Here is a 23,661-nt window from a genome sequence, read left to right on the forward strand (position 1 = left end):
GCCGTCGTCCGGGCATGATGGTCCCATGACCACGGGACGCGACGACCAGCAGGTTCTCCGCGCGCGACTCGCGGCCCAGCTCCTCGACGGAGCCGAGCACCGCTCCCCCACGGGTGTCGTCTCGCGGCTGCTCGCGATCCAGGCCCAGGACCTCGCTTCGTCGCTGTGGGCGGTCGGCGTCAGGTCGACCGGCGCCACGATGGACGCGGTGCTCGCGGCGCTCGAGGACGGCTCGATCGTCCGGTCATGGCCGATGCGCGGCACCCTGCATCTCGTCACCGCGGAGGACCTCGGGTGGCTGCTCGGACTCGGTGTCCCGCGGGTGCGCTCCACGATCGCTGCGAGACACCGGCAACTCGAGCTCGACGCCGAGACCCTCTCGCGCTCCCGTGCGCTCACCGAGAGGATGCTCAGCGGGCATCGGCGCATGACGAGGGATGAGCTGCTGGCCGCCCACACCGGCGCCGGGATCCCGATCGACGGACAACGGGCCTCCCACTTCATCATGGAACTCGCGATGTCGGGCGTGGTCTGCTGGGGACCGCCCGCCGGGAGACAGCAGGCCCTCGTCCTGAGTGAGGAGTGGATCCGTGCACCGCGGGTGCTCGAAGCGGATGAGGCGCTCGGCGAGTTCGTCGTCCGGTATCTCACCGGCCACGGCCCGTCGACGATCGCCGACCTCACCTGGTGGTCGAAGCTCACCGTCGCCCAGGCGAAACGTGGCGTCGAGGTGGCCGCCGGACGGCTGGTCTCCGAATCGCGCGACGGGGTCACCCGCTGGTCGACCGCCGAGGGCATCGAACCGCCATCTGCTCCACGACCACCGCGGGTGCTCGCGCTTCCCGGATTCGACGAGCTGCTCCTCGGCTACCGCGACCGCGAGCTGACGCTCCCGGCGGCGTTCGCGGACCGCATCGTGCCCGGCGCGAACGGCATCTTCCTCCCGATGATCGCCGTCGACGGGCGCGTCGTCGGCACCTGGCGCCGACGGACGAGCGCGACCGGCGTCGTCGTCACCCCGACGCCGTTCCAACCGCTGTCGCAGCGGGTGCAGGCAGGGTTCCGACGAGCCGCCGGCGAATACGGCCGGTTCCTCGGGCTCGGTGCGTCGGTCGACGAGGGCACGTCCGCCGACTGAGGACCGACCCGTCAGCGGCGCTCGATGAGGGCGGTGGCGATGGCTGTGACACCCTCGCCACGGCCGGTGAACCCGAGCGCATCCGTGGTCGTCGCCGCGATGCTGACCGGCCCGTGGACGAGCGCGCTCAGCACGCCCTCCGCCTCCGTCCGACGTGGCGCGAACCGAGGGCGGTTGCCGACGAGCTGCACCGCGACGTTGACAACGACGAAGCCCGCGGCGTGCAACCGTTCGACAGCTGCCCGCAGGAAGACCTCGCCGCTCGCCCCGGCGAAGCGGGGGTCGTCGGTGCCGAACATGGAGCCGATGTCACCGAGGCCGGCAGCGGACAACAAGGCGTCGACGATGGCATGGGCGACCGCATCCCCGTCGCTGTGTCCGGCCAGCGGCCGTTCCCCCGGCCAGCTGAGGCCCGCGAGGCTCAGCTCGCCGTCGTCGGCGAAGGCGTGGACGTCGACGCCGATGCCGGTTCTGATCGAGGAGGTCGGCCGTGCGCCCACCTCGCGCTCTCGGCCCCGGTCCCGGTCCCGATCCGCCAGGAGTCGCTCCGCGCGCTGGGCGTCCCACGGGGTTGTGATCTTGAACGCCGCCTCCGACCCCTCGACGGCGAGGACGGGATGTCCGGCGTCCGCGTAGAGCGCCGCATCGTCGGTGGCCGCCGCCAGGCGGTCCTCGGCGACGCGGAAGGCCGCGACGAGGGCATCACGCGGGAACGCCTGCGGTGTCTGGACGGCCCTGAGGGCGGCCCGATGAACGGTCTGCTCGACGAGGTCGCTCGCGTCGACGCGCTTGATCGTGTCGGTCACCGGGAGCCCCGGCACGACCCCCCACCCCGTTCGCGCGGCGGCGTCGATCACCCGTTCGAACTGTTCGGTCGGGGTGAGTGCTCGTGCGGCGTCGTGGACGAGCACCGTGCGGACTCCCGGCCACAGGGCGGCGAGTCCGGCGAGGACGGAGGACTGTCTCGTGTCGCCTCCGACGACGACGCGGAGGTGGTCGGCCGCCTTCCCCGCCGCGCGACGACCGATCGTCTCCGCCTCACCGACGCGATCCGCTGGAACCACGACGACGACCTGGACCGCGTCCCGCAGGCGGAAGACCGGGGCGAGCGCGTGTTCGAGTACGGTGCTGCCGGCGAGCGACACGAACGCCTTCGGGATCCCGGCACCGAGGCGCGTCCCACTGCCCGCCGCCACGACGATCACGCCGACAGCCGGGCCGTCCAGGGAGGGGTCGGCAACGGCACCCGGTTCGTCGATCGCAGTCATGCCACGAGCCTACTTCTCGGGCGCCCCGCCCGAACGGACGGTCGGCTCAGGAGGCGAGGACCTCGTCGAGGACGGACGACGCCTGCTCCTCGTCGGTCTGCTCCGCCAACGCCAGTTCGGAGACCAGAATCTGGCGGGCCTTCGCGAGCATCCGCTTCTCGCCCGCTGAGAGGCCTCGGTCCTGGTCGCGACGCCACAGGTCGCGGACCACCTCGGAGACCTTGATGACATCGCCCGAGGCCAGCTTCTCGAGGTTCGCCTTGTAGCGGCGGGACCAGTTCGTCGGCTCCTCGGTGAACGGCGCACGGAGCACGTCGAACACGCGGTCGACACCCTCGCGTCCGATGACGTCGCGCACCCCGACCAGGTCGACGTTCTCGGCCGGGACCTCGATCATGAGGTCGCCCTGGGTGACGCGGAGCTTGAGGTAGAGCTTCTCCTCGCCCTTGATGATCCGGGTCTTCACCTCGGTAATGGTCGCGGCGCCATGGTGCGGGTAGACGACGGTCTCGCCAACTTCGAAGATCATGGGTCTCGGTCCCTTCAGCGTCTCCCAGAATACCACGGGACCCCTGATCAGAGCCGGGTACCGGGTGTCCCGCGGACCGGGTGGCGCACCGGCCGATCACGGGTCGACGACCCGGCCACACCCCTTCGCAGCCGTGGGCTAGACTCGAATCCGGATCCCGGGACACCTGTCACTCGTCTGCGCCCGGGGCCACCACATCTTGGAGGGTTCTGTGAAGGCGCGTCTCATCGCTTCCATCGTCGTCGCGGGTGCTGTCGCACTCGGCATGAGCGGTTGCAACCTCATCGCGCCGCAGGCGACCCTGAAGCAGTACGACGCCTCGGACGGCGTCGGTGTCACCGTCGGCTCCGTGGCCGTCCGCAACGCCATCGTCGTCTCCGACGACGGCGAGACCGGCAACCTCGTCTTCAGCGTCGCGAACCGCGACGACCGCGCCCACACGGTGCTGATCGAGATCGAGGGCAAGGACGAGCAGTTCCAGGTCCTCGCGGAGCCCGGCCTGACGACGTTCGACGGCTCGGGAGCCAACGACCCGCTGCGCATCGAGTCCCTCGGCACGCAGCCCGGAGCCGTCCTGGACGTCTTCTTCCAGTACGGCGACGAGACGGGCGCCACGGCGAGCGTGCCGGTCCTCACCGGCCAGCTGCTCGAGTACTCCACGCTCGTCCCGACGCCGCTGCCGACGGATGAGCCCACCGAGACGCCGACGCCGCTCGCGACGCCCACCACGGAGCCGACCGAATAACGCTCCGTCGCCCCACACGACCGAACGCCCCGCACCTCTTCAGAGTTGCGGGGCGTTCGTCCGTCCTGGACCTGCGTCAGGCCTCGAAGCGGTAGCCGAGCCCACGCACGGTGACGAGCATCACGGGTTCGGAGGGGTTCGCCTCGATCCGGGAACGGATGCGCTTGATGTGGACGTCGAGCGTCTTGGTGTCGCCGTAGTAGTCGCTCCCCCACACCCGGTCGATCAGCTGACCACGGGTGAGGACCCGTCCGGCGTTCCGCAGGAGCAGCTCGAGCAGCTCGTACTCCTTGAGCGGCATCGGGATCGGCGCCCCGTTGACCTCGACGACATGACGTTCGGTGTCCATCCGGACCGTGCCTGCCTCGAGCAGCACCTCCTCCTGCGCCTGGTCCGCCTCGACACGGCGTCGCAGCACCGCCCTGATCCGCGCGAGCAGCTCGCGGGTCGAGTAGGGCTTCGTGACGTAGTCGTCGGCGCCCAGCTCGAGCCCGACGACGATGTCGACCTCGGAGTCCTTCGCGGTCAGCATGATGATCGGCGTGCTCGAGACCGCGCGGATCTGACGGCAGACCTCCGTCCCGGGGATGCCGGGGAGCATGAGGTCGAGCAACACGAGGTCCGCGCCGCGAGCCGTGAAGGCCTGGACCGCCGAGGGGCCGTCCTCCGCCACCTCGACCTCGTACCCCTCCCGTTCGAGCAGGTAGCTCAATGGTTCGCTCAGGGACGCTTCGTCTTCGACGAGCAGGATGCGGGTCACGGGGTACTCCTTGCCGTGCCGGTGGAGAGGTCCTCCGGCGGGGTCGTTGCTCTGGGAAGGCGGATGGTGAACGTCGAGCCACGGCCCAGCTGCGACCAGACCTTCACTTCGCCGCCGTGGTTCTGGACGGTGTGCTTGACGATGCTGAGGCCGAGTCCGGTGCCGCCCGTGTGGCGGGACCGCGCCTGGTCGACGCGGAAGAACCGTTCGAAGACCCGGTCGCGGTCCTCTTCGGCGATCCCGACGCCCTGATCGGTGACGGCGATCTCGACGACGTCGTCGACCGCCCGGACGCCGACACCCACGTGCGCGCCGGTGGGCGAGTAGTGGATGGCGTTCGAGATGAGGTTGTGCACGGCGACGACGAGCATCGCCTCGTCACCGTACACCTCGAGGTTCTTGCCGCCTTTGAGGGAGAGCCCCACCCCGGTCGCCTCGGCCGGCACGCGGTTCTGATCCACCGCCGCGGCGATGACCCGATCGAGGCGGACGAGTTCCGGCTGGTGGAGGGCGTCGGCCGCCTGCAACCGCGAGAGGTCGATGATCTCGGCGGTCATCCGGGTGAGTCGCTGTGACTCGGTCGCGAGCCGGCTGGCGAACCGCTTCACCCGTTCCGGGTCGTCGGCCGCCGTGTCGAGTGCTTCCGAGAGGAGCCCGATGGCGCCGATCGGCGTCTTCAACTCGTGGCTGATGTTCGCGATGAAGTCCCTGCGGACCTCGTCGAGGCGACGCGCCTCGGTGTGGTCCTCGGCCAGGAGGAGGATGAAGCGAGAGCCGAGCGGCGCTGCCCGCACGCGCAGATGCCGGGTGGCCTCACCGAAGCGCCCGAGCGCGAGTTCCAGATCGCTCGTGACGGCCTCGCCGGTGCGTCGGACCTCGAGCGCGAGGTCGATGAACTCCTGGTTGTCGAGCACGCGGTCGCGCACCAGCCCGAGCGCGAACGCCCCCGGCGAGGCCTTCAGCACGTTGTTGGACGGGTCGACGACGATGCCCGCGCTGTCGAGGGCTTCGAGCACCTGGTCGACCCCGTCGGGCACGACCGGGTTGACGACCGTCGCGGCGCGCTCTCCGCGGCGGAAGGCGAGCGAGGTGAGGGCGACGAAACCGCCCCCGACGATGAGGCCGAGTGCCAGGGCGATCAGCACCAACCACATGGTGTCCATGGGTACTACGTTACTCAGTCCGCCGAACGCCGAACTCGCGAATACCCCGCCACTTCGACGACTGTTCACGCTTGGGGCCCCAACTGTTAACCTTGGTTCGGCATCATCGGCGGAGCGGGCATCCGCCTGCCCACCGCCAGGTCACGGAAGGACGGCACCCAGAGCCATGCGCGAGGTATTCCAGCAGTCACTGCGAGAGGTCCAGGATCGCCTGGTCGAGATCGCCGAACTCGTCACGATCTCCATCGAGAAGGCGACGCAGTCCTTCGGCAACTCGGACGTCGCGGTCGCTGAAGAGGTCATCGCCAACGACAACCGCATCGACCAGCTCGCGATCGAACTCGACGAGCTCGCCATCGACATCCTCGCCCGTCAGCAGCCGGTCGCGCGCGACCTGCGCATCGTTGTGAGCGCGCTGCGGATCAGCGCGTCGCTCGAGCGCATGGGCGACATGGCCGAGCACATCGCCCAGCTGTCGCGGTACCGCTTCCCCGACAAGGCCGTGCCGAAGGGCCTGCGGACCACCTTCGCCGAGATGGGTCGACTCGACGTCTCGATCGCCCGCAAACTGACGGAACTGCTGCGCACCCAGGACCCGCGCATCGCCGACGAGATCCGCAACGACGACGACGACGTCGACGAGCTGCACGCCAGCGTCTTCGAGAAGGTCCTCGGCGACACCTGGAAGGGTGAGCCCGTCGCGACCGTCGACGCCACCCTCGCTTCCCGGTACCACGAGCGCTTCGCCGACCACGCCGTCTCGATCGCCAAGAAGGTCCAGTACCTCGCGACCGGCGACTGGATCCCCGAGGCGACCACGCCGGTGCACCACTGACCAGCTGATCCCGGACACCCCGACGAGCGGTGTCGACCCGAGACCGGGTCGGCACCGCTCGTCCGTTCGTGCGGGACTAGCTCATCCGACGACGGGTGATCGCGCCGCCTGCCAGGAGCAGGAGGCCGAGGACCGTTGCGAGGCCGGCGAGCGGCAGGAGCTGACCCGCGACGCTGCCGGTGTCGGCGAGCGTCGGCTCAGCTGAACGCGCGGCCGAGGCCGTCGTGTTCGAGCCGGTCGAGGACGCCGCCGTCGCGGTGGTGATCACCGTGGCGGGGACCGTCGGCACGACGGGGGTCACCGGGGTGGTGGGGTCCGTCGGGTCGGTCGGGTCGGTCGGGTCCGTCGGGTCGACCGGGGTGGTGGGATCGGTCGTCCCGGGACCACCGGTCTCGCTGTCCCCGATCACGGAGATCGCGTTGCCGCCGATCGTGACCGGCAGCTCCAGGCCGAGGTCGATCTGGTTCCCACCGCCGAGGCTGTCGTCACCGCCGGTGGTCGACGTGCCGCCGCCGGACGATGCCGGAGCCGAGGCCGAGGTGCCCGTCGACTCGGAGTCGCCGATCACGCTGACGGCGTTGCCGACCACGGAGATCGGGAGCCCGACGTCGCCGAGGACCTGGTTGCCACCGGCGACACTGTCGTCACCGGTCGTCGTCGACGGCGCTGCCGGAACAGCCGCACCACCCGACGTGGCAGGTGCACTCGCCTGCTCACTGCTCGAATCACCGAACAGCGAGATGGCGTTCCCACCGACCGTGACCGGAACGGTCACCACCGGCGACACCTGGTTCCCACCGGCGACACTGTCGTCACCGGTCGTCGTCGACGGCGCTGCCGGAACAGCCGCACCACCCGACGTGGCAGGCGCACCCGCCTGCTCACTGCTCGAATCACCGAACAGCGAGATGGCGTTCCCACCGACCGTGACCGGAACGGTCACCACCGGCGACACCTGGTTCCCACCGGCGACACTGTCGTCACCGGTCGTCGTCGACGGCGCTGCCGGAACAGCCGCACCACCCGACGTGGCAGGCGCACCCGCCTGCTCACTGCTCGAATCACCGAACAGCGAGATGGCGTTCCCACCGACCGTGACCGGAACGGTCACCACCGGCGAAACCTGGTTGCCTCCGGCGACACTGTCGTCACCGGACGTCGTCGCCTCGTCGGCGACCGGCGAGGCGGACTCCCCCGCCACCGGTCCGGACGTCGAACCCGACTGCTCGGCATCGCCGATGATCGAGATCGCGTTGTCCTCGACCGTCACCGGGATGGAGACGGGCAACTGGACCTGGTTCCCACCCGCGACACTGTCGTCACCACTGGTGGTGGCGGCCGGCGCGGGCTCGGGTACCGGTGCGGGCTCCGGCGCAGGTGCCGGCTCCGGTGCTGGTGCCGGTGCTGGTGCCGGCGCGGGTGCCGGCTCAGGCGCCGGCTCAGGCGCCGGTACCGCCTCCGGTGCGGACGTCGCCGTTGAATCGCCGACGACGCTCACCGCGGTGTCGACGATCTCGACGGGGGCCTCGAGGACCACGTCGACGAGGGTTCCGCCGAGGATGCTGTCGTCCCCGGACGTGTCGGCGTTGGCCGCCGTAGCGCCGAGGAACGTGAGTCCCGCGACGAACAGGCCACAGTAGAGGCCTTTCTTGACATACGAATTCATGATTCCTGCTCCTTGCAGAGTGACTGATGTGCTCCCGTGGTCGGGAGGCTTCGGACCGTTGAACCGCCCAGGGGGCGAGTCTCCGCCGCGAACGGCAGAGTGATCCGGGGTCAGTCAGGAGAGGTATCGGAGGGGAACGTGGGTGAAGCCGGGAGGTCTTCGTCTCGCGCGGGTCCGCGACGGTCGTCACCGGGCGCAGGGAGGATGACGGAGATCGACTGTTCGGCCGCTGCGGGACCGCCGACGGCACCACCGGAGCCGGAGGACCCGGAGCCGCTCGGCGTGACGGCCCAGCGACCGTCGGCGTCCGGCAGCAGCGGAAGGTTCGCAGGGGTGGCGGGGAGGCTGGACGATCCGACGACGGCGGCGGGCACGGCCGTGGTGAACGACGTGTCCTCGCGATCCTGGCCGCCCGACACGATCGTCGAGTCACCCTGCTGGACGGACGGCGGTCCGAGGACCGTCGTCGGGAGAATCGCGCCGACGGCGGTCGAGTCAGTGGCCGACACGTCCTCTGCCGGGCCCTGCGGAAGCGCTGGGACGACCGGATCGATGATCGGCGTACTGGGGACCGGGACCGCGGCGACGACGTCGGCGACGCCGGTCAACGTCTGGTCGACCGTTTGCACGACCGGATCGACGATCGCGGCGACGGGTGCTGCGCCGACGGTCTCCTCGACCACGTCGTTCACCACCGGTACCGCAGCGACGGTCTCGTCGACGACGTCGACCACCGGTTCGAGCACGGTGGTGTCGACGACGTCGACGACCTCGGCGACAGCATTGACGGGCTGTTCGAGCGAGCCGACGACCTCGGTCACCGCGCCCAAGAGCGACGGATCGGTGGCACCGTCGTCAGCATGCGCGGAGGAAGGCGACCCGAAGAGGGCTATCGCCGTGAACGCCGCGGCGGCGAAGCCACCGAGCGCCAGGGCGCGCCACAGGGGGAAACGGGTGCCGTCGGTCGACTGCTCCATGCGTATCCCCCCAATCGGGTTACAGTGCAGTCACTGTACGCCCAACCCCGAGGCGGTTCAACCCCTTTTTTGCAACATGGAAAACCCCGGCCAGGAGCACTTTCGGCGACGATGTCGCCAAGCCGCACTCCCGACCGGGGTGGTGGTTTGGTGGGGTTTCCGCTACTTCTTCCCCTGCGCCGCAACGGCGGCGGCGCCTGCTGCTGCGGCCTCGGGATCGAGGTACCGAGCCGGTGCGATCGGGCGGAAGTCCGCGTCGAGCTCGTAGACGAGCGGGATGCCGGTGGGGATGTTCAGCTCGGCGATCTCGTCGTCCGAGATGTCGTCGAGGTGCTTCACGAGTGCGCGGAGCGAGTTGCCGTGCGCCGTCACGAGGACGGTCTTGCCGGCAGCCAGGTCGACCGTGATGTCGGACTCCCAGTAGGGCAGCATCCGGTCGATGACGTCCTTCAGGCACTCGGTGCGGGGCAGTTCGCCGTCGATCCCGACATACCGGGGGTCATCGGCCTGCGACCACTCGTCGTCATCGGCGATCGGCGGCGGCGGCACGTCGAAGGAACGACGCCAGGTCTGGAACTGCTCCGGACCGTACTCGGCGAGCGTCTGCGCCTTGTCCTTGCCCTGCAGCGCGCCGTAGTGACGCTCGTTGAGGCGCCAGCTGCGCTTGACCGGGATCCACATGCGGTCGGCGGTCTCGAGGGCGAGGTTCGCCGTCTGGATCGCGCGGGAGAGCACCGAAGTGTACAGCACGTCCGGGGTGATGCCGGAGTCGGCGAGCAGCTCGCCCGCACGCTTGGCCTCGGTGACGCCGAGTTCGCTGAGTCGGACGTCGACCCAACCGGTGAACAGGTTCTTCTGATTCCAGTCGCTGTTGCCGTGGCGCAGCAGGACGAGGGTGTAAGTCTCAGGCATGTCCCCAGCATACCGACGGCGCATGACCGCGAGGTGGACGATGACCCCGCACCGTGAGGGAGAATGGGTCCATGCCCGTCGGATCGATCACCCGCGGGACGACGGGTACGAACCGGCTCCGGCGGGTGGACCGCTGGATCGCGACCCACCCCTCGCTCAGACGGACGACGAACCCGCTGGTGGTGGACCTCGGCTACGGCGCGAGCGGCGTCACAGCGTTGGAACTGCACGACCGGCTGCTCGCCGTCCGACCCGACGTACGGGTCATCGGATTCGAGATCGAGCCGGGGCGCGTCCGCACCGCTCACGCGCAGCTGCAGCAGGTGCGAGCGGGCACGACCCGGTTCACGCCGACGGCCGCCGTCTCCTTCGCGCGCGGCGGGTTCGAGGTGCCGACCGGTGACGACCGTCCCGCGGTGATCCGGGCGTTCAACGTGCTCCGGCAGTACGACGAAGCCGAGGTCACGGGGGCCTGGCGTCTCATGGCGTCGCGGCTGCAGCCCGGCGGTGTGCTCGTCGAAGGGACGTGCGACGAGATCGGACGGGTGTCCAGCTGGATCGCCGTCGACGACCAGGGGCGTGCGGAGTCGTTCTCGATCAGTCTGCGGCTCGCCGACCTCGAGCTGCCGTCCATCGTGGCCGAACGACTGCCGAAGGCGCTGATCCACCACAACGTGCCGGGCGAACGTGTCCACGCGCTCATGACGGACCTCGACCGCGCGTGGCGGGTGCATGCACCCCTGGCGGTCTACAGCCCGGTCCAGCGCTGGTCGGCGACCGTCCGGACACTTCGCGACAACGGGTGGCCTGTGCTGGCCGGTCGCAGCCGCTGGCGCCTCGGCGAGCTGACGCTGCCGTGGTCGGCTGTCGCCCCGAATCCCTCCTCGACGGACTGAGTGTCGGGGATCGCTCCCGTCAGAGCGAGGGCAGCGCCGCCTGCGCCTCCGGCGTCGGCAGACCCGTGGCCGTGAGCAGGTCGACGAGGTACGGCCGGAGCACGAGCACGAGCGCCTGCTCGGAGACCGAGGCGTCGGGGAGGACGGCCACCGGCTCGAGGTGCTTCGCGATCTCCAGCAGGGACTGCCTCGCGACCGGCTGCTGGGCGATGTCGCCGATCGACTGCGACAGGATGCCGAGCGCGACGGAGGTCCGCGCGAGCAGGTCCGCGAGCTCGGGGCGGCTCGTGGCATCGCGCGACACGTAGTCGATGCGCCGGGCGATCACCCGGAGGTTGCGGGTCGCGAGGTCCATGCCGTCGAGCATGGTCCGCTGCCGTTCGAGGTCGAACACCGCCTTGCGGAGGAACGGCGAGATGCGCGCGATGGCGAGCCCTGAGTCGAGGGTTCCGCGCCACGCGTCCAGGGCCGGCTGGGTGGCCCGCGCCCGTGCGAGCGCGCGGTCCGCCTCCTCGAGGTCGCCGAGACGGAGGGCGGCGACGAGCGAGGCGAGGGTCCGGACATGTTCGTCGATGAGCCGCTGGCCGTCCCGGCGAGCGCTCCGGCGCGGGTCGCGCGGGATGAGCGCGGTCGCGAGCAGGGCGAAGACCCCGCCGATCAGTCCGTCGAGGGTACGCACGAACGGGCCGCCGTCAGGCACGGGCAGGAGCATGACGAGGACGGACTGCACCGCCGCCGCGATCGCGAACGACGCCGCCGGCGACAGGAACCGGGCGACGAGCAATGTGAGCACGAGCGCGACCGCGAGTTGCCACGTCCCCTGACCGAAGCCGAGGAGCAGGATCTCGGCCAGCGCGATTCCGACGCTCATCCCGACGGCCGTCTCGAGGACCCGGATCGGGCGGGCGTCGCGAACGAACCCGAGACTCGAGATCGTCACGGTCAAGGCGAGGAGTGGCACGGCGTGCCCGAGCACGTAGTGGGAGAACGCGTACGCGCCGATCGCCGTGGCGCTGACCTGCAGCACCGCCGGCACGGATCCGACGAGACGATGCCAGGCGTCGCCGAGTGCGATGCGGCGACGAACCGCGGCGGTCCATCGGTCGACCCGTACGCCCGGGTCCGAGGCGTCGTCCTTCCCCACCGGGGTCAGCGCCGGACGGCGCCGAGTCGCGGCAGCCGCGGCACGTTCGCCGTGGCCCCGGCATCCGCCGGCACGACGATCTCCTGCGACGCCGCGACATCGATGCCGTCGGCCTCCACCGTCAGCACGGCCGCCGGATCCGCGGAGCGCTTGACGATCGCCAACGCCACCGGGCCCAACTCGTGGTGGATCGCGCTCGAGGTGATGCGTCCGACGGGTTTCCGGGTCGTGTCGTCGCCGTCGCCGACGAGCACCACGTTCGAACCGGCCGGCGGCAGGACCGCGTCGGAGCCGTCGAGGAGGAGCATGACGAGGCGACGCGGCGGGTGCCCGAGGTTGTGCACCTTGGCGACCGTCTCCTGACCGCGATAGCAGCCCTTGTTCAAGTGGACTGCCGAGCGCAGCCAGTCGAGCTCGTGCGGGATGCTCCGCTCGTCGACCTCGGACTGCAACCGCGGGCGCCAGGCGGCGATCCGCAGGGCCTCGGCGGCCAGCGAACCCGCGGCGGAGAACGTCCCCGCACGGACCTGCTGCACGAGCGACCCGAGCTGCTCGCGCGCGACGATCGTCTCGGTCCATGTCCACGCTGCACCCGGGTGCTCACCCGTCGCGTACTGATGCCCGCCGACCGCGACCTCGGACCACGGATCGTGCCAGACGAGCGGCATGCCGTTCGGCGCTGCAGCCTGAACCCCGAGACCCGCCGCCGCACCGATCACGGCGTACTGCTCGGTCGCGATGGCCACCTCGACGCGCAGCATGAACCGCATCCGGTCGAGCCAGGCGTGGAGTGGCGCAGCATCGGCTGCCTCGGTGACGAGCCACGTGGTCGTGCCGTCGTCGAGCAGCTTGACCGCGTGCTCGATCCGGCCGCTCTGGTCGAGGAAGAGGGTCTCCGTCGAGATGCCGGCCGACAGCGAGCGCAGCTCCTGGCTCGTGATGGAGTTGAGCCAGCTCAGCCGATCGGGGCCGGTGACCGTCACGATGCCACGGTTCGACAGGTCGACGATCGCCTTACCGTTGGCGATGAGGCGCTGCTCGATGTTCGGGCTGCCGTAATGGGAGGGGACGCCGTGGTCGACGGCATCCGCCTGTTCGACGGCACCCGGCAGCGTGAGGAAGGGCGAGCCCGGAATCGTTTCCGGTGCGACCGCTCCGTTGGGAATGGTCACGTCAGTCGGCTTTGGCCAGGCGCGCCGAGGCGTGCGTCCGGAGGTCCTGTCCCAGGGCGGCGATGTCCCAGGCCCAGAGCAGGTGGTTCTCGACGAGACCGTACAGGCGGGTCGCGGCGGCGTACTCCTTGGCTCCAGCGGTCCGGACGACGGCGTCGGTCGCGAGGTCGATCCGCGGGCCGTCGATCTGGCCGAGGTAGAGCTCGCTCACACCGTTCGGGTGGACGATCGAGACCTGCAGGGGGAAGGCGCCGGTCGACGTACGCAGGGTCTCGACCGACTGCGCAGTGCCGAACGGGCGGGGGCCTTGCCCTGGGAGCATGCCCGGGCCCGGGTCGCCCTCGATCAGCGGGCGTTCGAGGCGCCAGTAGCCCGTCTCGGTGACGAGCGGCTCGGGCACACCGGACTCGTCCGTCGAGGCTCCGTCAGGCGCGACGTCCGCAGCGGTGTCGTCCGACAGGGCGTCCGCGTCCGTGGACGAGGCCCCCTCGGCGTCGCGCGGGGGCTGCTCGGGCAGGAGCCAGGTGTAGGAGTTGTAGTTCAAGTACGGCAGGCCGTCGTGGCTGAAGCTCACGCGCTGACCGAACTCGCGGGTCACGGTCTCGTCGCCGACCTGGTAGTCGATGACGCCGGTGCCCTCCCAGACGCCGATGAGCCACGACAGCGGGACCAGTTCGCTCGGCAGGCCGCTCGGGATCTCGATCATCGAGGGACCCGGACTAGCGCTGACCGCGGTACAGGTTCTTCAGCACGACCACCGCGGTGAACGCGATGGCGAGGCTGGCGAGGACGAGCAAGCCGATGAAGAAGATTTCGAGAGCGAGCAGCATGGGGAAAGTCTACCCCGAGGCCAGGGCGATGAGGCCATACACGGCACCGCCGATGGCGAGGATGAGGACGGCGCCGGTGACGCTCGTCGACATCCGATCGACGAATCCCACCTTCTGTCGCGTCAGCAGCTGTGCCGAGAACGCGGCCAGGGTGCAGAGGCCGAGCGTGGCCGACAGCCCGAAGAAGGTCTCCCCCGGGCTCCAGAGCAAGCCGGACACGACGACGCCGACGAGCGCGAGCGCCCAGATGGAGACGACACTGATCCAGCGCAGCCGGGGGGAGAGAGTGGTTTCGCTCACGGACCCATTGTCACAGAGCGGACGCCATCGGACCACCAGGCGGAGCCCGGTGCGACGTGGGGTGCGGTCGTTCGCCTAATATGGTTCCAAACTCAGTCGGGAGGATGCGCGTGGCGCAAATTTTGGTCTTGACCTCCATGGTCGGCACCGAGGTCCTCCCATCCCTCGGGCTCTTGAGCCACCGCACCCGGCAGATCCCCGCCGACCCCGCACAACTCGTGAACGCTCCGAGTTCGGACCTCGTCCTCGTCGACGCCCGCCAGGATCTCGCGAGTGCCAAGTCGCTCTGCAAGATCCTCGGTGCGTCCGGGCTGTCGGTCCCGCTGCTCCTCATCCTGACCGAGGGCGGCCTCACGGCCGTCAGCGCCGACTGGGGCGTGAACGACGTCATCCTCGAATCCGCCGGGCCGGCCGAGGTCGACGCGCGGATCCGGCTCGCCATCGGTCGCGCCTCGCAGGAGCACTCGGCGAGCAAGATCCAGGCGTCGGGCGTCGTCATCGACGAGGCCAGCTACTCCGCGAAGGTCCACGGCAAGCCGCTCGACCTCACCTTCAAGGAGTTCGAACTGCTCCGCTTCTTCGCGACCCACCCCTCCCGGGTGTTCACGCGCGAGCAGTTGCTGAGCGAGGTGTGGGGCTACGACTACTTCGGTGGCACGCGAACCGTCGACGTCCACGTCCGCCGGTTGCGCGCCAAGCTCGGCGACCTCGAGCAGCTCATCGGCACCGTGCGCAACGTCGGCTACCGCTTCAACGTCTACGAGGACGATCATGCCCCGGCTGACGCTGTCGGTTCGTAACGTCGACGACGCCCGCACCCGGGATGCGCTCGAGCGCGTCGTGCGCACAGCGTCGCTCGTCGACGGCCAGCCGCCGTTCAGCGACCAGTCGCTCATCGACGTCGCCTCCGGCGCCCGGACGCTGATCCTCGCCGTCGAACCACAGGACCCGCCGGTCGACCCCGACGACTTCGCCGTCGTGGGTGCGGCCATCCTCGGCCATGGCGAGCTCGAGTTCGTCGTCGAGCCCGAGTGGCGGGGTCACGGCTACGGTCGCGCCGCACTGCGCGGCGTCCTCGCCAACTGTCCCCCACAGGTGCGCATCTGGGCACACGGCGACCACCCCGCCTCCCGGGTGCTCGCACAGGAGTTCGGCTTCTCGCCGATCAGGACGCTGCTGCAGCTCCGCCTGACCAAGGCACCGGCGAGCCGCACGCGACCGGCCACCGCCGGGCACGCTGATGTCACGGTCGGCACGTTCCGGCCGGGAGTCGACGAGCAGGAGTGGCTCGAGGTCAACGCGCTCGCCTTCGCCGACCACCCCGAGCAGGGACGCATGACCCTCGACGATCTCCGCGCCCGGGAAGCCGAGCCCTGGTTCGACGCCGACGACTTCCTGCTCGCACGAGGCTCCGACGGCGACCTCCTCGGATTCATCTGGTTGAAGGTCGAGGACACGGTCGGCGAGGTCTACGCGGTCGGCGTGCACCCTGCGGCAAGTGGCCAAGGGCTCGGGCGACTCCTGATGGAGGCCGGCCTCGCCCGCCTGCGGGATCGACGCGTCGAGGCGGTCACGCTCTACGTCGAAGCCGACAACCTCCCTGCGGTGTCGCTGTACCGCTCGCTCGGATTCACCGACCACACGATCGACGTGCAGTACGCGAGAACCGACGCCTGATCCCCTCCACAGCGGCGCGGCGCTGCGGCATTTACACAGTGTTCACCGCAGTCGTCGCGACCACCCCCGCCACGGTGTCATGATGAAGACATGCCAGCAGACCCAACCGTGCTCGATGTCGGCCTCGATGGAGACGAAGAGGACTTCGACCCCGCCTTCGAGCGGAACGATCCCGCGCTGCCCGAACACCGCTACCTCGACCGCGAACTCAGCTGGCTCGCCTTCAACCAGCGTGTCCTCGAGCTCGCCGAAGACCCGGCGCTGCCCGTCCTCGAACGCGCCAACTTCCTCGCGATCTTCGCCTCGAACCTCGACGAGTTCTTCATGGTGCGGGTCGCCGGCCTGAAGCGCCGCATCCTCACCGGACTGGCTGTGCCGACCAACGTCGGCAACGCTCCGGCCGACGTCCTGTCCGAGATCTCGCAGCAGGCGCACGTCCTGCAGGAACGGCACGCGCGCGCCTGGCACGACCTCGTCCGTCCCGACCTCGCCGAACGCGGCGTCACGGTCGTCACCTGGGACTCACTCGACGCAGCCGACCGCGAGTACCTCAGCGAGTACTTCAGCAACCAGGTCTTCCCGGTGCTCATGCCGCTCGCAGTCGACCCGGCGCACCCGTTCCCCTACATCTCCGGCCTCTCGTTGAACCTCGCGGTCCGAGTGCGGAACACCCGCACGGGACGCGAGGAGTTCGCCCGGCTCAAGGTCCCGCAGATGATGCCGCGCTTCGTCCGCGTCGGTCCGGCGGAGCGCCGTTCCGCGTCGCTGGACACCGCTCCCAGCGTTCGCTACATCGCCCTCGAGGAGGTCATCGCCAACCACCTCGGCCACCTCTTCCCCGGCATGGAGATCGTCGACCACCACGTCTTCCGCGTCACGCGCAACGAGGACATGGTGATCGAGGAGGACGAGACCGAGAACCTCATCCAGGCCCTCGAGAAGGAGCTGCTGCGCCGCCGGTTCGGGCCGCCCATCCGGCTCGAGATCACCGACGACATGGACGATGTCACCCTCGGACTCCTCGTCCGCGAACTCGACATCACCGAGCAGGAGGTCTACCGCCTGCCCTCGCCGCTCGACCTCGGTGGCCTCTTCAGCCTCGCCGGCATCGACCGCCCGGATCTCCAGTACCCGAAACGCGTCCCGACCACGGCGCTGCAGTTCCAGCCCGACGAGCCCAACGGCAAGCCCGACCTCTTCCGGTCGATCGCCCGTGAGGACGTCCTGGTCCACCACCCCTACGAGTCCTTCGCCACGAGCGTGCAGGCGTTCATCGAGCAGGCCGCCGCCGACCCGCACGTGCTCGCGATCAAGCAGACCCTCTACCGGACCTCGGGCGACAGCCCCATCGTTGAAGCACTCATCGACGCGGCCGAGGCCGGCAAGCAGGTCCTCGCGCTGGTCGAGATCAAGGCCCGGTTCGACGAGCAGAACAACATCTCCTGGGCCAGGAAGCTCGAGAAGGCCGGCGTCCACGTCGTCTACGGGCTCGTCGGGCTGAAGACGCACTGCAAGCTCGCGCTCGTCGTGCGGCAGGAGCGCGGCGTGCTGCGCCACTACAGCCACATCGGCACGGGTAACTACAACCCGAAGACGAGCCGCATCTACGAGGACCTCGGTCTGTTCACGGCCGACGACCAGGTCGGCAAAGACCTCACCCGCCTCTTCAACGAGCTGTCCGGGTACGCGATCGAGAAGAAGTTCAAGCGACTCCTGGTCGCGCCGCGCCACCTGCGCAAGGGCCTCCTCAAGCACATCGAGCAGGAGCGCACGAACGCCGAGGAGGGCAAGCCCTCCGGGATCCGCATCAAGGTCAACTCGATGGTGGACGAGTCGATCATCGACGCGCTCTACCGGGCCAGCCAGGCGGGGGTCCCGGTCGACCTGTGGGTTCGCGGGATCTGCGCGCTGAAGCCAGGCCAGCCGGGGATGAGCGAGACGATCCGCGTGCGCTCCATCCTCGGGCGGTACCTCGAGCACTCGCGCATCTTCTCGTTCCACAACGACGGCGACCCGCACGTGTTCATCGGCAGCGCCGACATGATGCACCGCAACCTCGACCGCCGCGTCGAGGCGCTCGTCAGGCTCACCGACCCGAAGCACCTCGAGGCGACCGCCGCGATGTTCGAGCAGGCTCTCGACGAGCAGACGTCGTCCTGGTGGCTCGACGCCGACGGCGTCTGGACGCGCCACGCGGTCGACGCTGACGGACGACCGCTCACGGATCTGCAAGACTCCCTCATGCTCGAGACCGCGGCGCGCCGCCGGCCGAGGAACCGTCGCTGACGACTTCGCACCGCGACCCACCCGAGCACCACGACACGACGAGGCAGTGACTATGACGACGACGGCAATCTACGCAGCCGGTGCCGTGTGCTGGCGTCTCATCGACGGCAAGGTCCACCTCCTCGTCATCCACCGCACGGTGTACGGCGACGTCACCATCCCCAAGGGCAAGGTCGATCCCGGAGAGACCCTCGCGCAGACGGCCGTGCGGGAGATCAAGGAGGAGACCGGCCTGAGCGTCCACCTCGGTGTGCCGCTCGGTGTCTCCACGTACCCCCTGTCGAGCGGTCGCGAGAAGATCGTCCACTACTGGTCGGCCGAGGTAACCGACCAGGCTGTCCGCGAGAGCACGTTCATCCCGAACGGCGAGGTCGCCGCCCTGGAGTGGGTCACCATCAAGCGGGCACGGAGCTACCTCAGCTACGAGCGCGACGTGGAGATCCTCGACGCCTTCGCCGCACTGGTCGACGAGGGAGTCACAGCGACCTTCGCCCTCATCGCGATGCGCCACGGGAAGGCCACGTCCCCCTCCGAATGGCCTGGCGAGGACGCAACCAGGCCGCTGGCGCCACGCGGCGTCAAGCAGGCCGCGGGGAACGTCGCGACCCTGCTCGCCTTCGGTCCTCGCAAGATCGTGACGAGCACGGCCGTGCGCTGCGTCAGCACCGTCAGCTCGATCGCCGCGGCCGCGGGCATCGAGCCGAAACGCTCCGACCTCATCAGCCAGGACGCCTACGAGCGCGGTGAATCGGACGTCCGCCGGGTCGTCGGCCGCCGCGTCCGGGCGCTCAAGACGGCGATCCTCTGCAGCCACGGGCCGGTCCTCCCCGAGATCCTGCACGAGATCGCGCTCGCCACCGGGTCCACCCGAGGCTCCTACCTCGGAAGCGCCGCCGCACTCGAGACCGGGGCGTTCTCCATCGTGCACCTCTCCCGGACGAACCCGAGCTCCGGCATCATCGCGATCGAGACGCACGAACCCCGCGTCTGACCCATCCGCGCGAACCCCCTGAACAGGGGCCGTTCGTGGTGCATTCGCGGCGTTGCCACGTCGGCCGCCATGAAGCCGTCGATATCCGTTCACCCGTTGTTTACCATCACGGGGGATGCTCGTCATGCCACGTGGTTAGCGTCACTGACGAGCCAGCACCGGCTCGCACCCACACCAATGAATGGACATCCCTGTGAAGTTCTCACGTTTCGGCCGCGTCGCGGTCGTAGCAGCAGTCGCAGCCGTCGCACTGACCTCCTGTGCGGCCAACGAAGGCGGCGCCACCGCCACAAGCGCAGCCGCCAGCGACCTCAAGGGCAGCCTGGCCGGTAGCGGCGCATCGTCGCAGGGCAGCGCCCAGGAAGCCTGGGTCGCCGCCTTCCAGACGTCGAACCCGGACGTTACCATCAACTACTCCCCCGACGGCTCCGGCGCCGGCCGCAAGGCGTTCATCGCCGGCGGCGTGCAGTTCGCCGGTTCGGACTCGGCCCTCTCCGACGAAGAGCTCTCGAGCACCTTCGCCGCATGTGCAGCCGACACCAAGGCGATCGACCTCCCGGTCTACATCTCCCCGATCGCGGTCATCTTCAACGTCGAGGGCGTCGACGAGCTCAACCTCGACGCAGCGACCATCGCGAAGATCTTCGCCGGTCAGATCACCAGCTGGGACGACCCGGCGATCGTCGCGCTGAACCCCGAGGCCAAGCTCCCCTCGACCCCCATCACCGCCGTCCACCGCTCGGACGACTCGGGAACGACGAAGAACTTCGCCGACTACCTGAACAAGAACGCTCCGGACGTCTGGACCGCTGAGCCGGCCGACACCTTCCCGTTCCAGTCGGGTGAGGGTGCCAAGGGCACCTCCGGCGTCGTCGACACCGTCAAGGGTGGCACCGGCACCATCGGCTACGCCGACGCGTCGAAGGCCGGCGACCTCGGTGTCGCGAAGATCAAGGTCGGCGAGGAGTTCGTCGAGTACAGCGCCGAGGGTGCTGCCGCCGTCGTCGAGGGCTCGCCGCTCGTCGAAGGCCGCGAGGCGAACGACATCGCGATCAAGCTCGACCGCGAGACCACGGACGCGACCCACTACCCGATCGTGCTCGTGAGCTACCTCATCGCCTGCCAGGAGTACGCCGACCCGAAGGTCGCCGACCTCGTCAAGGCCTACGCCGGCTACATCGCCAGCGACGCCGGCCAGGAAGAGGCTGCGAAGTCGGCCGGTGCTGCGCCGCTCTCCGCAGACCTCGCCAAGAAGGTTCAGGACGCGATCGCGTCCATCAAGTAATCCAACGGTCGAGCGTGCCGGGTCCTGCCCGGCACGCTCGACCTGCGTCACCAGCACTCGCAATACCCGCAGTACCCGCTCCCCGAGTCTGTCGAGGGGCACCACCATCGCATCGAGAGAACGGGAACCCATGGCTGTCGAGGCCCTAGCTGCGAGACCCAAAGCCAAGCAACGAGTCGGCGACCGCGTCTTCTCGACGCTCTCCGTCGTCTCCGGATCGCTCATCCTCGTCATCCTGGCGGCGGTCGCGATCTTCCTCATCGTCCAGGCGTTCCCGGCCCTCACGGCCGACTCCTCGTCGTTCACCGGTGCTCCGACGAGCTTCTGGGCCTACGTCGGCCCGTTCGTCTTCGGCACCATCTGGGCGGCCATCCTCGCCCTCGCGATCGCCGTGCCGCTCTCGCTCGGGATCGCACTCTTCATCACCCACTACGCGCCGCGCCGACTCGCGGTCGCCCTCGGCTACGTCATCGACCTCCTGGCCGCCGTGCCGTCGGTCGTCTACGGCCTCTGGGGCGCGCTCGTCCTCGCGCCGTTCGTCCAGCCCTTCTTCGCCTGGCTGTCCGAGAACCTCGGCTGGATCCCGCTCTTCGGAGGCACGGTGTCCGGCACCGGTCGCACGATCCTCACCGTCGCCCTCGTGCTCGCGGTCATGATCATCCCGATCATCACGGCCATCTCCCGGGAGATCTTCCTCCAGACCCCGAAGCTCCACGAGGAGGCCGCACTCGCGCTCGGCGCCACGCGCTGGGAGATGATCCAGATGGCGGTCCTGCCGTTCGGACGCCCAGGAATCGTGTCCGCCTCCATGCTCGGCCTCGGACGCGCCCTCGGCGAGACGATGGCCGTCGCGCTCGTGCTCTCCCCCGCCGCCGTCTACTCGTTCTTCCTGCTCACCTCGAGCAACCCGAACACCATCGCGGCGAACATCGCCCTGAACTTCCCCGAGTCCTTCGGCATCGATGTGAACAAGCTCATCGCCACCGGCCTGATCCTGTTCATCATCACCTTCGTGGTGAACTTCATCGCCAGACTCATCGTCAACCGTCGTAAAGAATTCTCGGGAGCGAACTGATGACCGCCACGACCGACCGCCGCCAGGCGTCCATCGCCACGCCGTTCTCCAACTCGCTCACCGCGGGCAAGCTGCCGAAGTTCGCGCCGCTCACGATCCTCGCGGGCAGCCTCATCGTCAGCGGTGTCATCTTCCTGCTGTTGCAGCAGTCGACGGCCGACAAGAGCTACAACGTCCCCGGAGCCGTCGTGCTCGGTGCCGCGCTCTACGCGGTGACCGTGTACGTCTCGTCGCTCATGGTGGAGGGACGCCGGAAGGCCAAGGACCGCCTGCTCACCACCCTGGTGACCGCGGCCTTCGTCGTCGCCCTCCTGCCGCTCGTCTCGGTCGCCATCACGGTGATCTCGGCTGGTGCCGCCCGCTTCGACATCGAGTTCTTCTCCCTGTCGATGCGGAACGTCGTCGGTGAGGGCGGTGGAGCACTGCACGCCATCACCGGCACGCTGCTCATCACCCTGGCCACGTCGGTCATCTCCATCCCGATCGGGATCCTGACGGCGATCTACCTCGTCGAGTACGGTCGCGGCAAGCTCTCCCAGGGCATCACCTTCCTCGTCGACGTGATGACCGGTATCCCGTCCATCGTCGCCGGACTGTTCGCCTTCGCCCTGCTGGCGATCTTCTTCGGCCCGGGCGTCCGGCTCGGCATCGGCGGCGCCATCGCGCTGTCGCTGCTCATGATCCCCGTCGTGGTCCGCTCCAGCGAGGAGATGCTGAAGCTCGTGCCGAACGAGCTGCGTGAAGCCTCCTACGCCCTCGGTGTGCCGAAGTGGCTGACCATCCTCAAGATCGTCCTCCCCACCTCGATCGCCGGCATCATCACCGGCGTGACGCTCGCCGTCGCCCGTGTCATCGGTGAGACCGCGCCCCTCCTGATCATCGCCGGCTTCACCCAGAGCATGAACTACAACCTGTTCGACGGCCCGATGATGACCCTCCCCGTGTTCGTGTACACCCAGTACGCGAACCAGGGCACCGACGGGGCCGCCTACGTGGACCGCGCCTGGACCGGCGCCCTCGTCCTCATCCTCATCGTCATGGCGCTGAACCTCATCGCCCGACTCATCGCCAAGATCTTCGCCCCCAAGTTCGGCCGCTAGGCCGCGAGCAAAGGAACCCCGTGTCCAAGAGCATCGAAGTCAACGACCTCAACGTCTTCTACGGCAGCTTCATGGCTGTCGAGGGCGTCTCCCTCCAGATCCAGCCCCGCACGGTCACCGCGTTCATCGGCCCCTCCGGCTGCGGGAAGTCGACCTTCCTCCGCACCCTGAACCGCATGCACGAGGTCATCCCCGGCGCACGCGTCGAGGGTGAGGTCCTGATCGACGGCAACAACCTCTACGGCCCGGGCGTCGACCCGGTCCTCGTCCGCCGCCAGGTCGGCATGGTCTTCCAGCGCCCGAACCCGTTTCCGACGATGAGCATCAAGGAGAACGTGCTCGCGGGCGTCAAGCTCAACAACCGGAAGATGTCGAAGTCCGACCAGGACGCGCTCGTCGAGCGTTCGCTCCAGGGCGCCAACCTCTGGAACGAGGTGAAGGACCGCCTCGACAAGCCGGGCTCCGGTCTCTCCGGTGGTCAGCAGCAGCGTCTCTGCATCGCCCGCGCCATCGCCGTCTCCCCCGACGTCGTGCTGATGGACGAGCCGTGCTCGGCCCTCGACCCGATCTCCACGCTCGCCATCGAAGACCTCATCGAGGAACTCAAGCAGGAGTACACGATCGTGATCGTGACGCACAACATGCAGCAGGCGAGCCGCGTCAGCGACAAGACCGCGTTCTTCAACATCGCGGGCACCGGCAAGCCGGGCAAGCTCATCGAGTACGACGACACCACCACGATGTTCTCGAAGCCGTCCGTCCAGGCGACCGAGGACTACGTCTCGGGTCGCTTCGGTTGATCTGACGCCGGCATCACGACAGCCCCGCCCGGGAATCCCGGGCGGGGCTGTCGTGATCTGAAGCGGGTCCGCGAGTCTGTCGAGGCAAAGGGCCTGCCGACGGACCCTCTCG

The 23,661-nt window shown here is 69.1% G+C and carries 23 protein-coding genes; 12 read left to right on the forward strand and 11 right to left on the reverse strand.

From position 1 onward, the window contains the following. The first annotated feature begins 25 nt into the window (after positions 1 to 25). Positions 26 to 1,138 (forward strand): winged helix DNA-binding domain-containing protein, encoded by a 1,113-nt coding sequence (locus IFT89_RS01230; RefSeq protein ID WP_202937993.1) that lies wholly within the window; start codon positions 26 to 28, stop codon positions 1,136 to 1,138. 11 nt (positions 1,139 to 1,149) lie between these two features. Here the strand turns inward: IFT89_RS01230 and ispD are convergent, their stop codons facing one another. Then, positions 1,150 to 2,406 carry a 2-C-methyl-D-erythritol 4-phosphate cytidylyltransferase gene (ispD, locus tag IFT89_RS01235; RefSeq protein ID WP_202937994.1) on the reverse strand — a complete coding sequence of 419 codons (1,257 nt, stop codon included), beginning with the start codon at positions 2,404 to 2,406 and terminating at the stop codon, positions 1,150 to 1,152. Positions 2,407 to 2,452: 46 nt separating this feature from the next. Next, complete coding sequence (locus IFT89_RS01240) at positions 2,453 to 2,935, reverse strand: CarD family transcriptional regulator (protein ID WP_064296368.1); 483 nt, start codon at positions 2,933 to 2,935, stop codon at positions 2,453 to 2,455. Between the two features lie 211 nt (positions 2,936 to 3,146). On the opposite strand from IFT89_RS01240, the gene IFT89_RS01245 reads away from it, so the two are divergent. Further along, positions 3,147 to 3,680 (forward strand): hypothetical protein, encoded by a 534-nt coding sequence (locus tag IFT89_RS01245; protein WP_194602081.1) that lies wholly within the window; start codon positions 3,147 to 3,149, stop codon positions 3,678 to 3,680. 76 nt (positions 3,681 to 3,756) lie between these two features. Here IFT89_RS01245 and IFT89_RS01250 read toward each other — a convergent pair whose 3' ends face one another. Then, a complete protein-coding gene (locus IFT89_RS01250) occupies positions 3,757 to 4,440 on the reverse strand; it encodes a response regulator transcription factor (RefSeq protein ID WP_064296370.1) in 684 nt (227 codons plus the stop codon). Continuing rightward, positions 4,437 to 5,603, reverse strand: coding sequence for a sensor histidine kinase (locus IFT89_RS01255; RefSeq protein ID WP_137242097.1), 1,167 nt, complete (start codon positions 5,601 to 5,603; stop codon positions 4,437 to 4,439). The genes IFT89_RS01250 and IFT89_RS01255 overlap by 4 nt, the downstream gene beginning before the upstream one ends. 166 nt (positions 5,604 to 5,769) lie before the next feature. Here IFT89_RS01255 and phoU point away from each other — a divergent pair, with 166 nt between their 5' ends. Continuing rightward, the gene (phoU, locus tag IFT89_RS01260) at positions 5,770 to 6,438 is read left to right on the forward strand and encodes a phosphate signaling complex protein PhoU (protein WP_064296372.1); all 669 of its coding nucleotides are present in this window, start codon (positions 5,770 to 5,772) and stop codon (positions 6,436 to 6,438) included. Positions 6,439 to 6,514: 76 nt separating this feature from the next. Here the strand turns inward: phoU and IFT89_RS01265 are convergent, their stop codons facing one another. From IFT89_RS01265 to IFT89_RS01275, 3 genes are all read right to left on the reverse strand, one after another. Beyond that, positions 6,515 to 8,104 carry a chaplin family protein gene (locus IFT89_RS01265; protein ID WP_202937995.1) on the reverse strand — a complete coding sequence of 530 codons (1,590 nt, stop codon included), beginning with the start codon at positions 8,102 to 8,104 and terminating at the stop codon, positions 6,515 to 6,517. A 110-nt stretch (positions 8,105 to 8,214) separates the two neighbouring features. Then, positions 8,215 to 9,081, reverse strand: coding sequence for a hypothetical protein (locus IFT89_RS01270; RefSeq protein ID WP_202937996.1), 867 nt, complete (start codon positions 9,079 to 9,081; stop codon positions 8,215 to 8,217). A gap of 162 nt (positions 9,082 to 9,243) precedes the next feature. Next, a complete protein-coding gene (locus IFT89_RS01275) occupies positions 9,244 to 9,993 on the reverse strand; it encodes a phosphoglyceromutase (RefSeq protein WP_121289753.1) in 750 nt (249 codons plus the stop codon). Positions 9,994 to 10,064: 71 nt separating this feature from the next. On the opposite strand from IFT89_RS01275, the gene IFT89_RS01280 reads away from it, so the two are divergent. Next, entirely contained in the window at positions 10,065 to 10,889 is an 825-nt protein-coding gene (locus IFT89_RS01280) for a class I SAM-dependent methyltransferase (RefSeq protein WP_137242100.1), read from the forward strand. Positions 10,890 to 10,908: 19 nt separating this feature from the next. On the opposite strand, the gene IFT89_RS01285 is transcribed toward IFT89_RS01280, so the two are convergent. The 4 genes from IFT89_RS01285 to IFT89_RS01300 form a co-directional block, all read right to left on the reverse strand. Beyond that, positions 10,909 to 12,033 carry an FUSC family protein gene (locus tag IFT89_RS01285; protein WP_137242101.1) on the reverse strand — a complete coding sequence of 375 codons (1,125 nt, stop codon included), beginning with the start codon at positions 12,031 to 12,033 and terminating at the stop codon, positions 10,909 to 10,911. Positions 12,034 to 12,038: 5 nt separating this feature from the next. Continuing rightward, positions 12,039 to 13,205, reverse strand: coding sequence for a CAF17-like 4Fe-4S cluster assembly/insertion protein YgfZ (gene ygfZ / locus IFT89_RS01290; protein ID WP_370582587.1), 1,167 nt, complete (start codon positions 13,203 to 13,205; stop codon positions 12,039 to 12,041). 1 nt (position 13,206) lies between these two features. Beyond that, on the reverse strand, positions 13,207 to 13,911 hold the full coding sequence (locus tag IFT89_RS01295; protein ID WP_194644225.1) for an FABP family protein: 705 nt from the start codon (positions 13,909 to 13,911) through the stop codon (positions 13,207 to 13,209). A 133-nt stretch (positions 13,912 to 14,044) separates the two neighbouring features. Then, positions 14,045 to 14,335 (reverse strand): hypothetical protein, encoded by a 291-nt coding sequence (locus IFT89_RS01300; RefSeq protein WP_064296602.1) that lies wholly within the window; start codon positions 14,333 to 14,335, stop codon positions 14,045 to 14,047. Positions 14,336 to 14,445: 110 nt separating this feature from the next. Between IFT89_RS01300 and IFT89_RS01305 the strand changes: the two genes are divergently transcribed. The 8 genes from IFT89_RS01305 (at position 14,446) to pstB (ending at position 23,549) form a co-directional block, all read left to right on the forward strand. After that, positions 14,446 to 15,135, forward strand: a complete 690-nt coding sequence (locus IFT89_RS01305) for a response regulator transcription factor (RefSeq protein WP_175116223.1) — start codon at positions 14,446 to 14,448, stop codon at positions 15,133 to 15,135. Next, positions 15,107 to 16,012 (forward strand): mycothiol synthase, encoded by a 906-nt coding sequence (gene mshD, locus IFT89_RS01310; protein WP_202937997.1) that lies wholly within the window; start codon positions 15,107 to 15,109, stop codon positions 16,010 to 16,012. Before IFT89_RS01305 ends, mshD begins: the two co-directional genes overlap by 29 nt. 90 nt (positions 16,013 to 16,102) lie before the next feature. Beyond that, positions 16,103 to 18,298 (forward strand): RNA degradosome polyphosphate kinase, encoded by a 2,196-nt coding sequence (locus tag IFT89_RS01315; protein WP_079705346.1) that lies wholly within the window; start codon positions 16,103 to 16,105, stop codon positions 18,296 to 18,298. A 52-nt stretch (positions 18,299 to 18,350) separates the two neighbouring features. Beyond that, positions 18,351 to 19,289 (forward strand): NUDIX hydrolase, encoded by a 939-nt coding sequence (locus IFT89_RS01320; protein ID WP_202937998.1) that lies wholly within the window; start codon positions 18,351 to 18,353, stop codon positions 19,287 to 19,289. Between the two features lie 193 nt (positions 19,290 to 19,482). Then, positions 19,483 to 20,574: a phosphate ABC transporter substrate-binding protein PstS gene (gene pstS / locus IFT89_RS01325; protein ID WP_079706246.1), complete on the forward strand. Its 1,092-nt coding sequence runs from the start codon at positions 19,483 to 19,485 to the stop codon at positions 20,572 to 20,574. A 130-nt stretch (positions 20,575 to 20,704) separates the two neighbouring features. Then, positions 20,705 to 21,649, forward strand: coding sequence for a phosphate ABC transporter permease subunit PstC (gene pstC / locus IFT89_RS01330; RefSeq protein ID WP_079705344.1), 945 nt, complete (start codon positions 20,705 to 20,707; stop codon positions 21,647 to 21,649). Then, positions 21,649 to 22,749 carry a phosphate ABC transporter permease PstA gene (pstA, locus tag IFT89_RS01335; RefSeq protein ID WP_086474391.1) on the forward strand — a complete coding sequence of 367 codons (1,101 nt, stop codon included), beginning with the start codon at positions 21,649 to 21,651 and terminating at the stop codon, positions 22,747 to 22,749. Before pstC ends, pstA begins: the two co-directional genes overlap by 1 nt. A gap of 20 nt (positions 22,750 to 22,769) precedes the next feature. Further along, positions 22,770 to 23,549 (forward strand): phosphate ABC transporter ATP-binding protein PstB, encoded by a 780-nt coding sequence (gene pstB, locus IFT89_RS01340; protein ID WP_056007815.1) that lies wholly within the window; start codon positions 22,770 to 22,772, stop codon positions 23,547 to 23,549. Positions 23,550 to 23,661 lie beyond the last annotated feature (112 nt).

The organism is Plantibacter sp. CFBP 13570, from assembly GCF_014841395.1.
In the GTDB taxonomy this organism is placed as follows: Bacteria; Actinomycetota; Actinomycetes; order Actinomycetales; family Microbacteriaceae; genus Plantibacter; species Plantibacter auratus.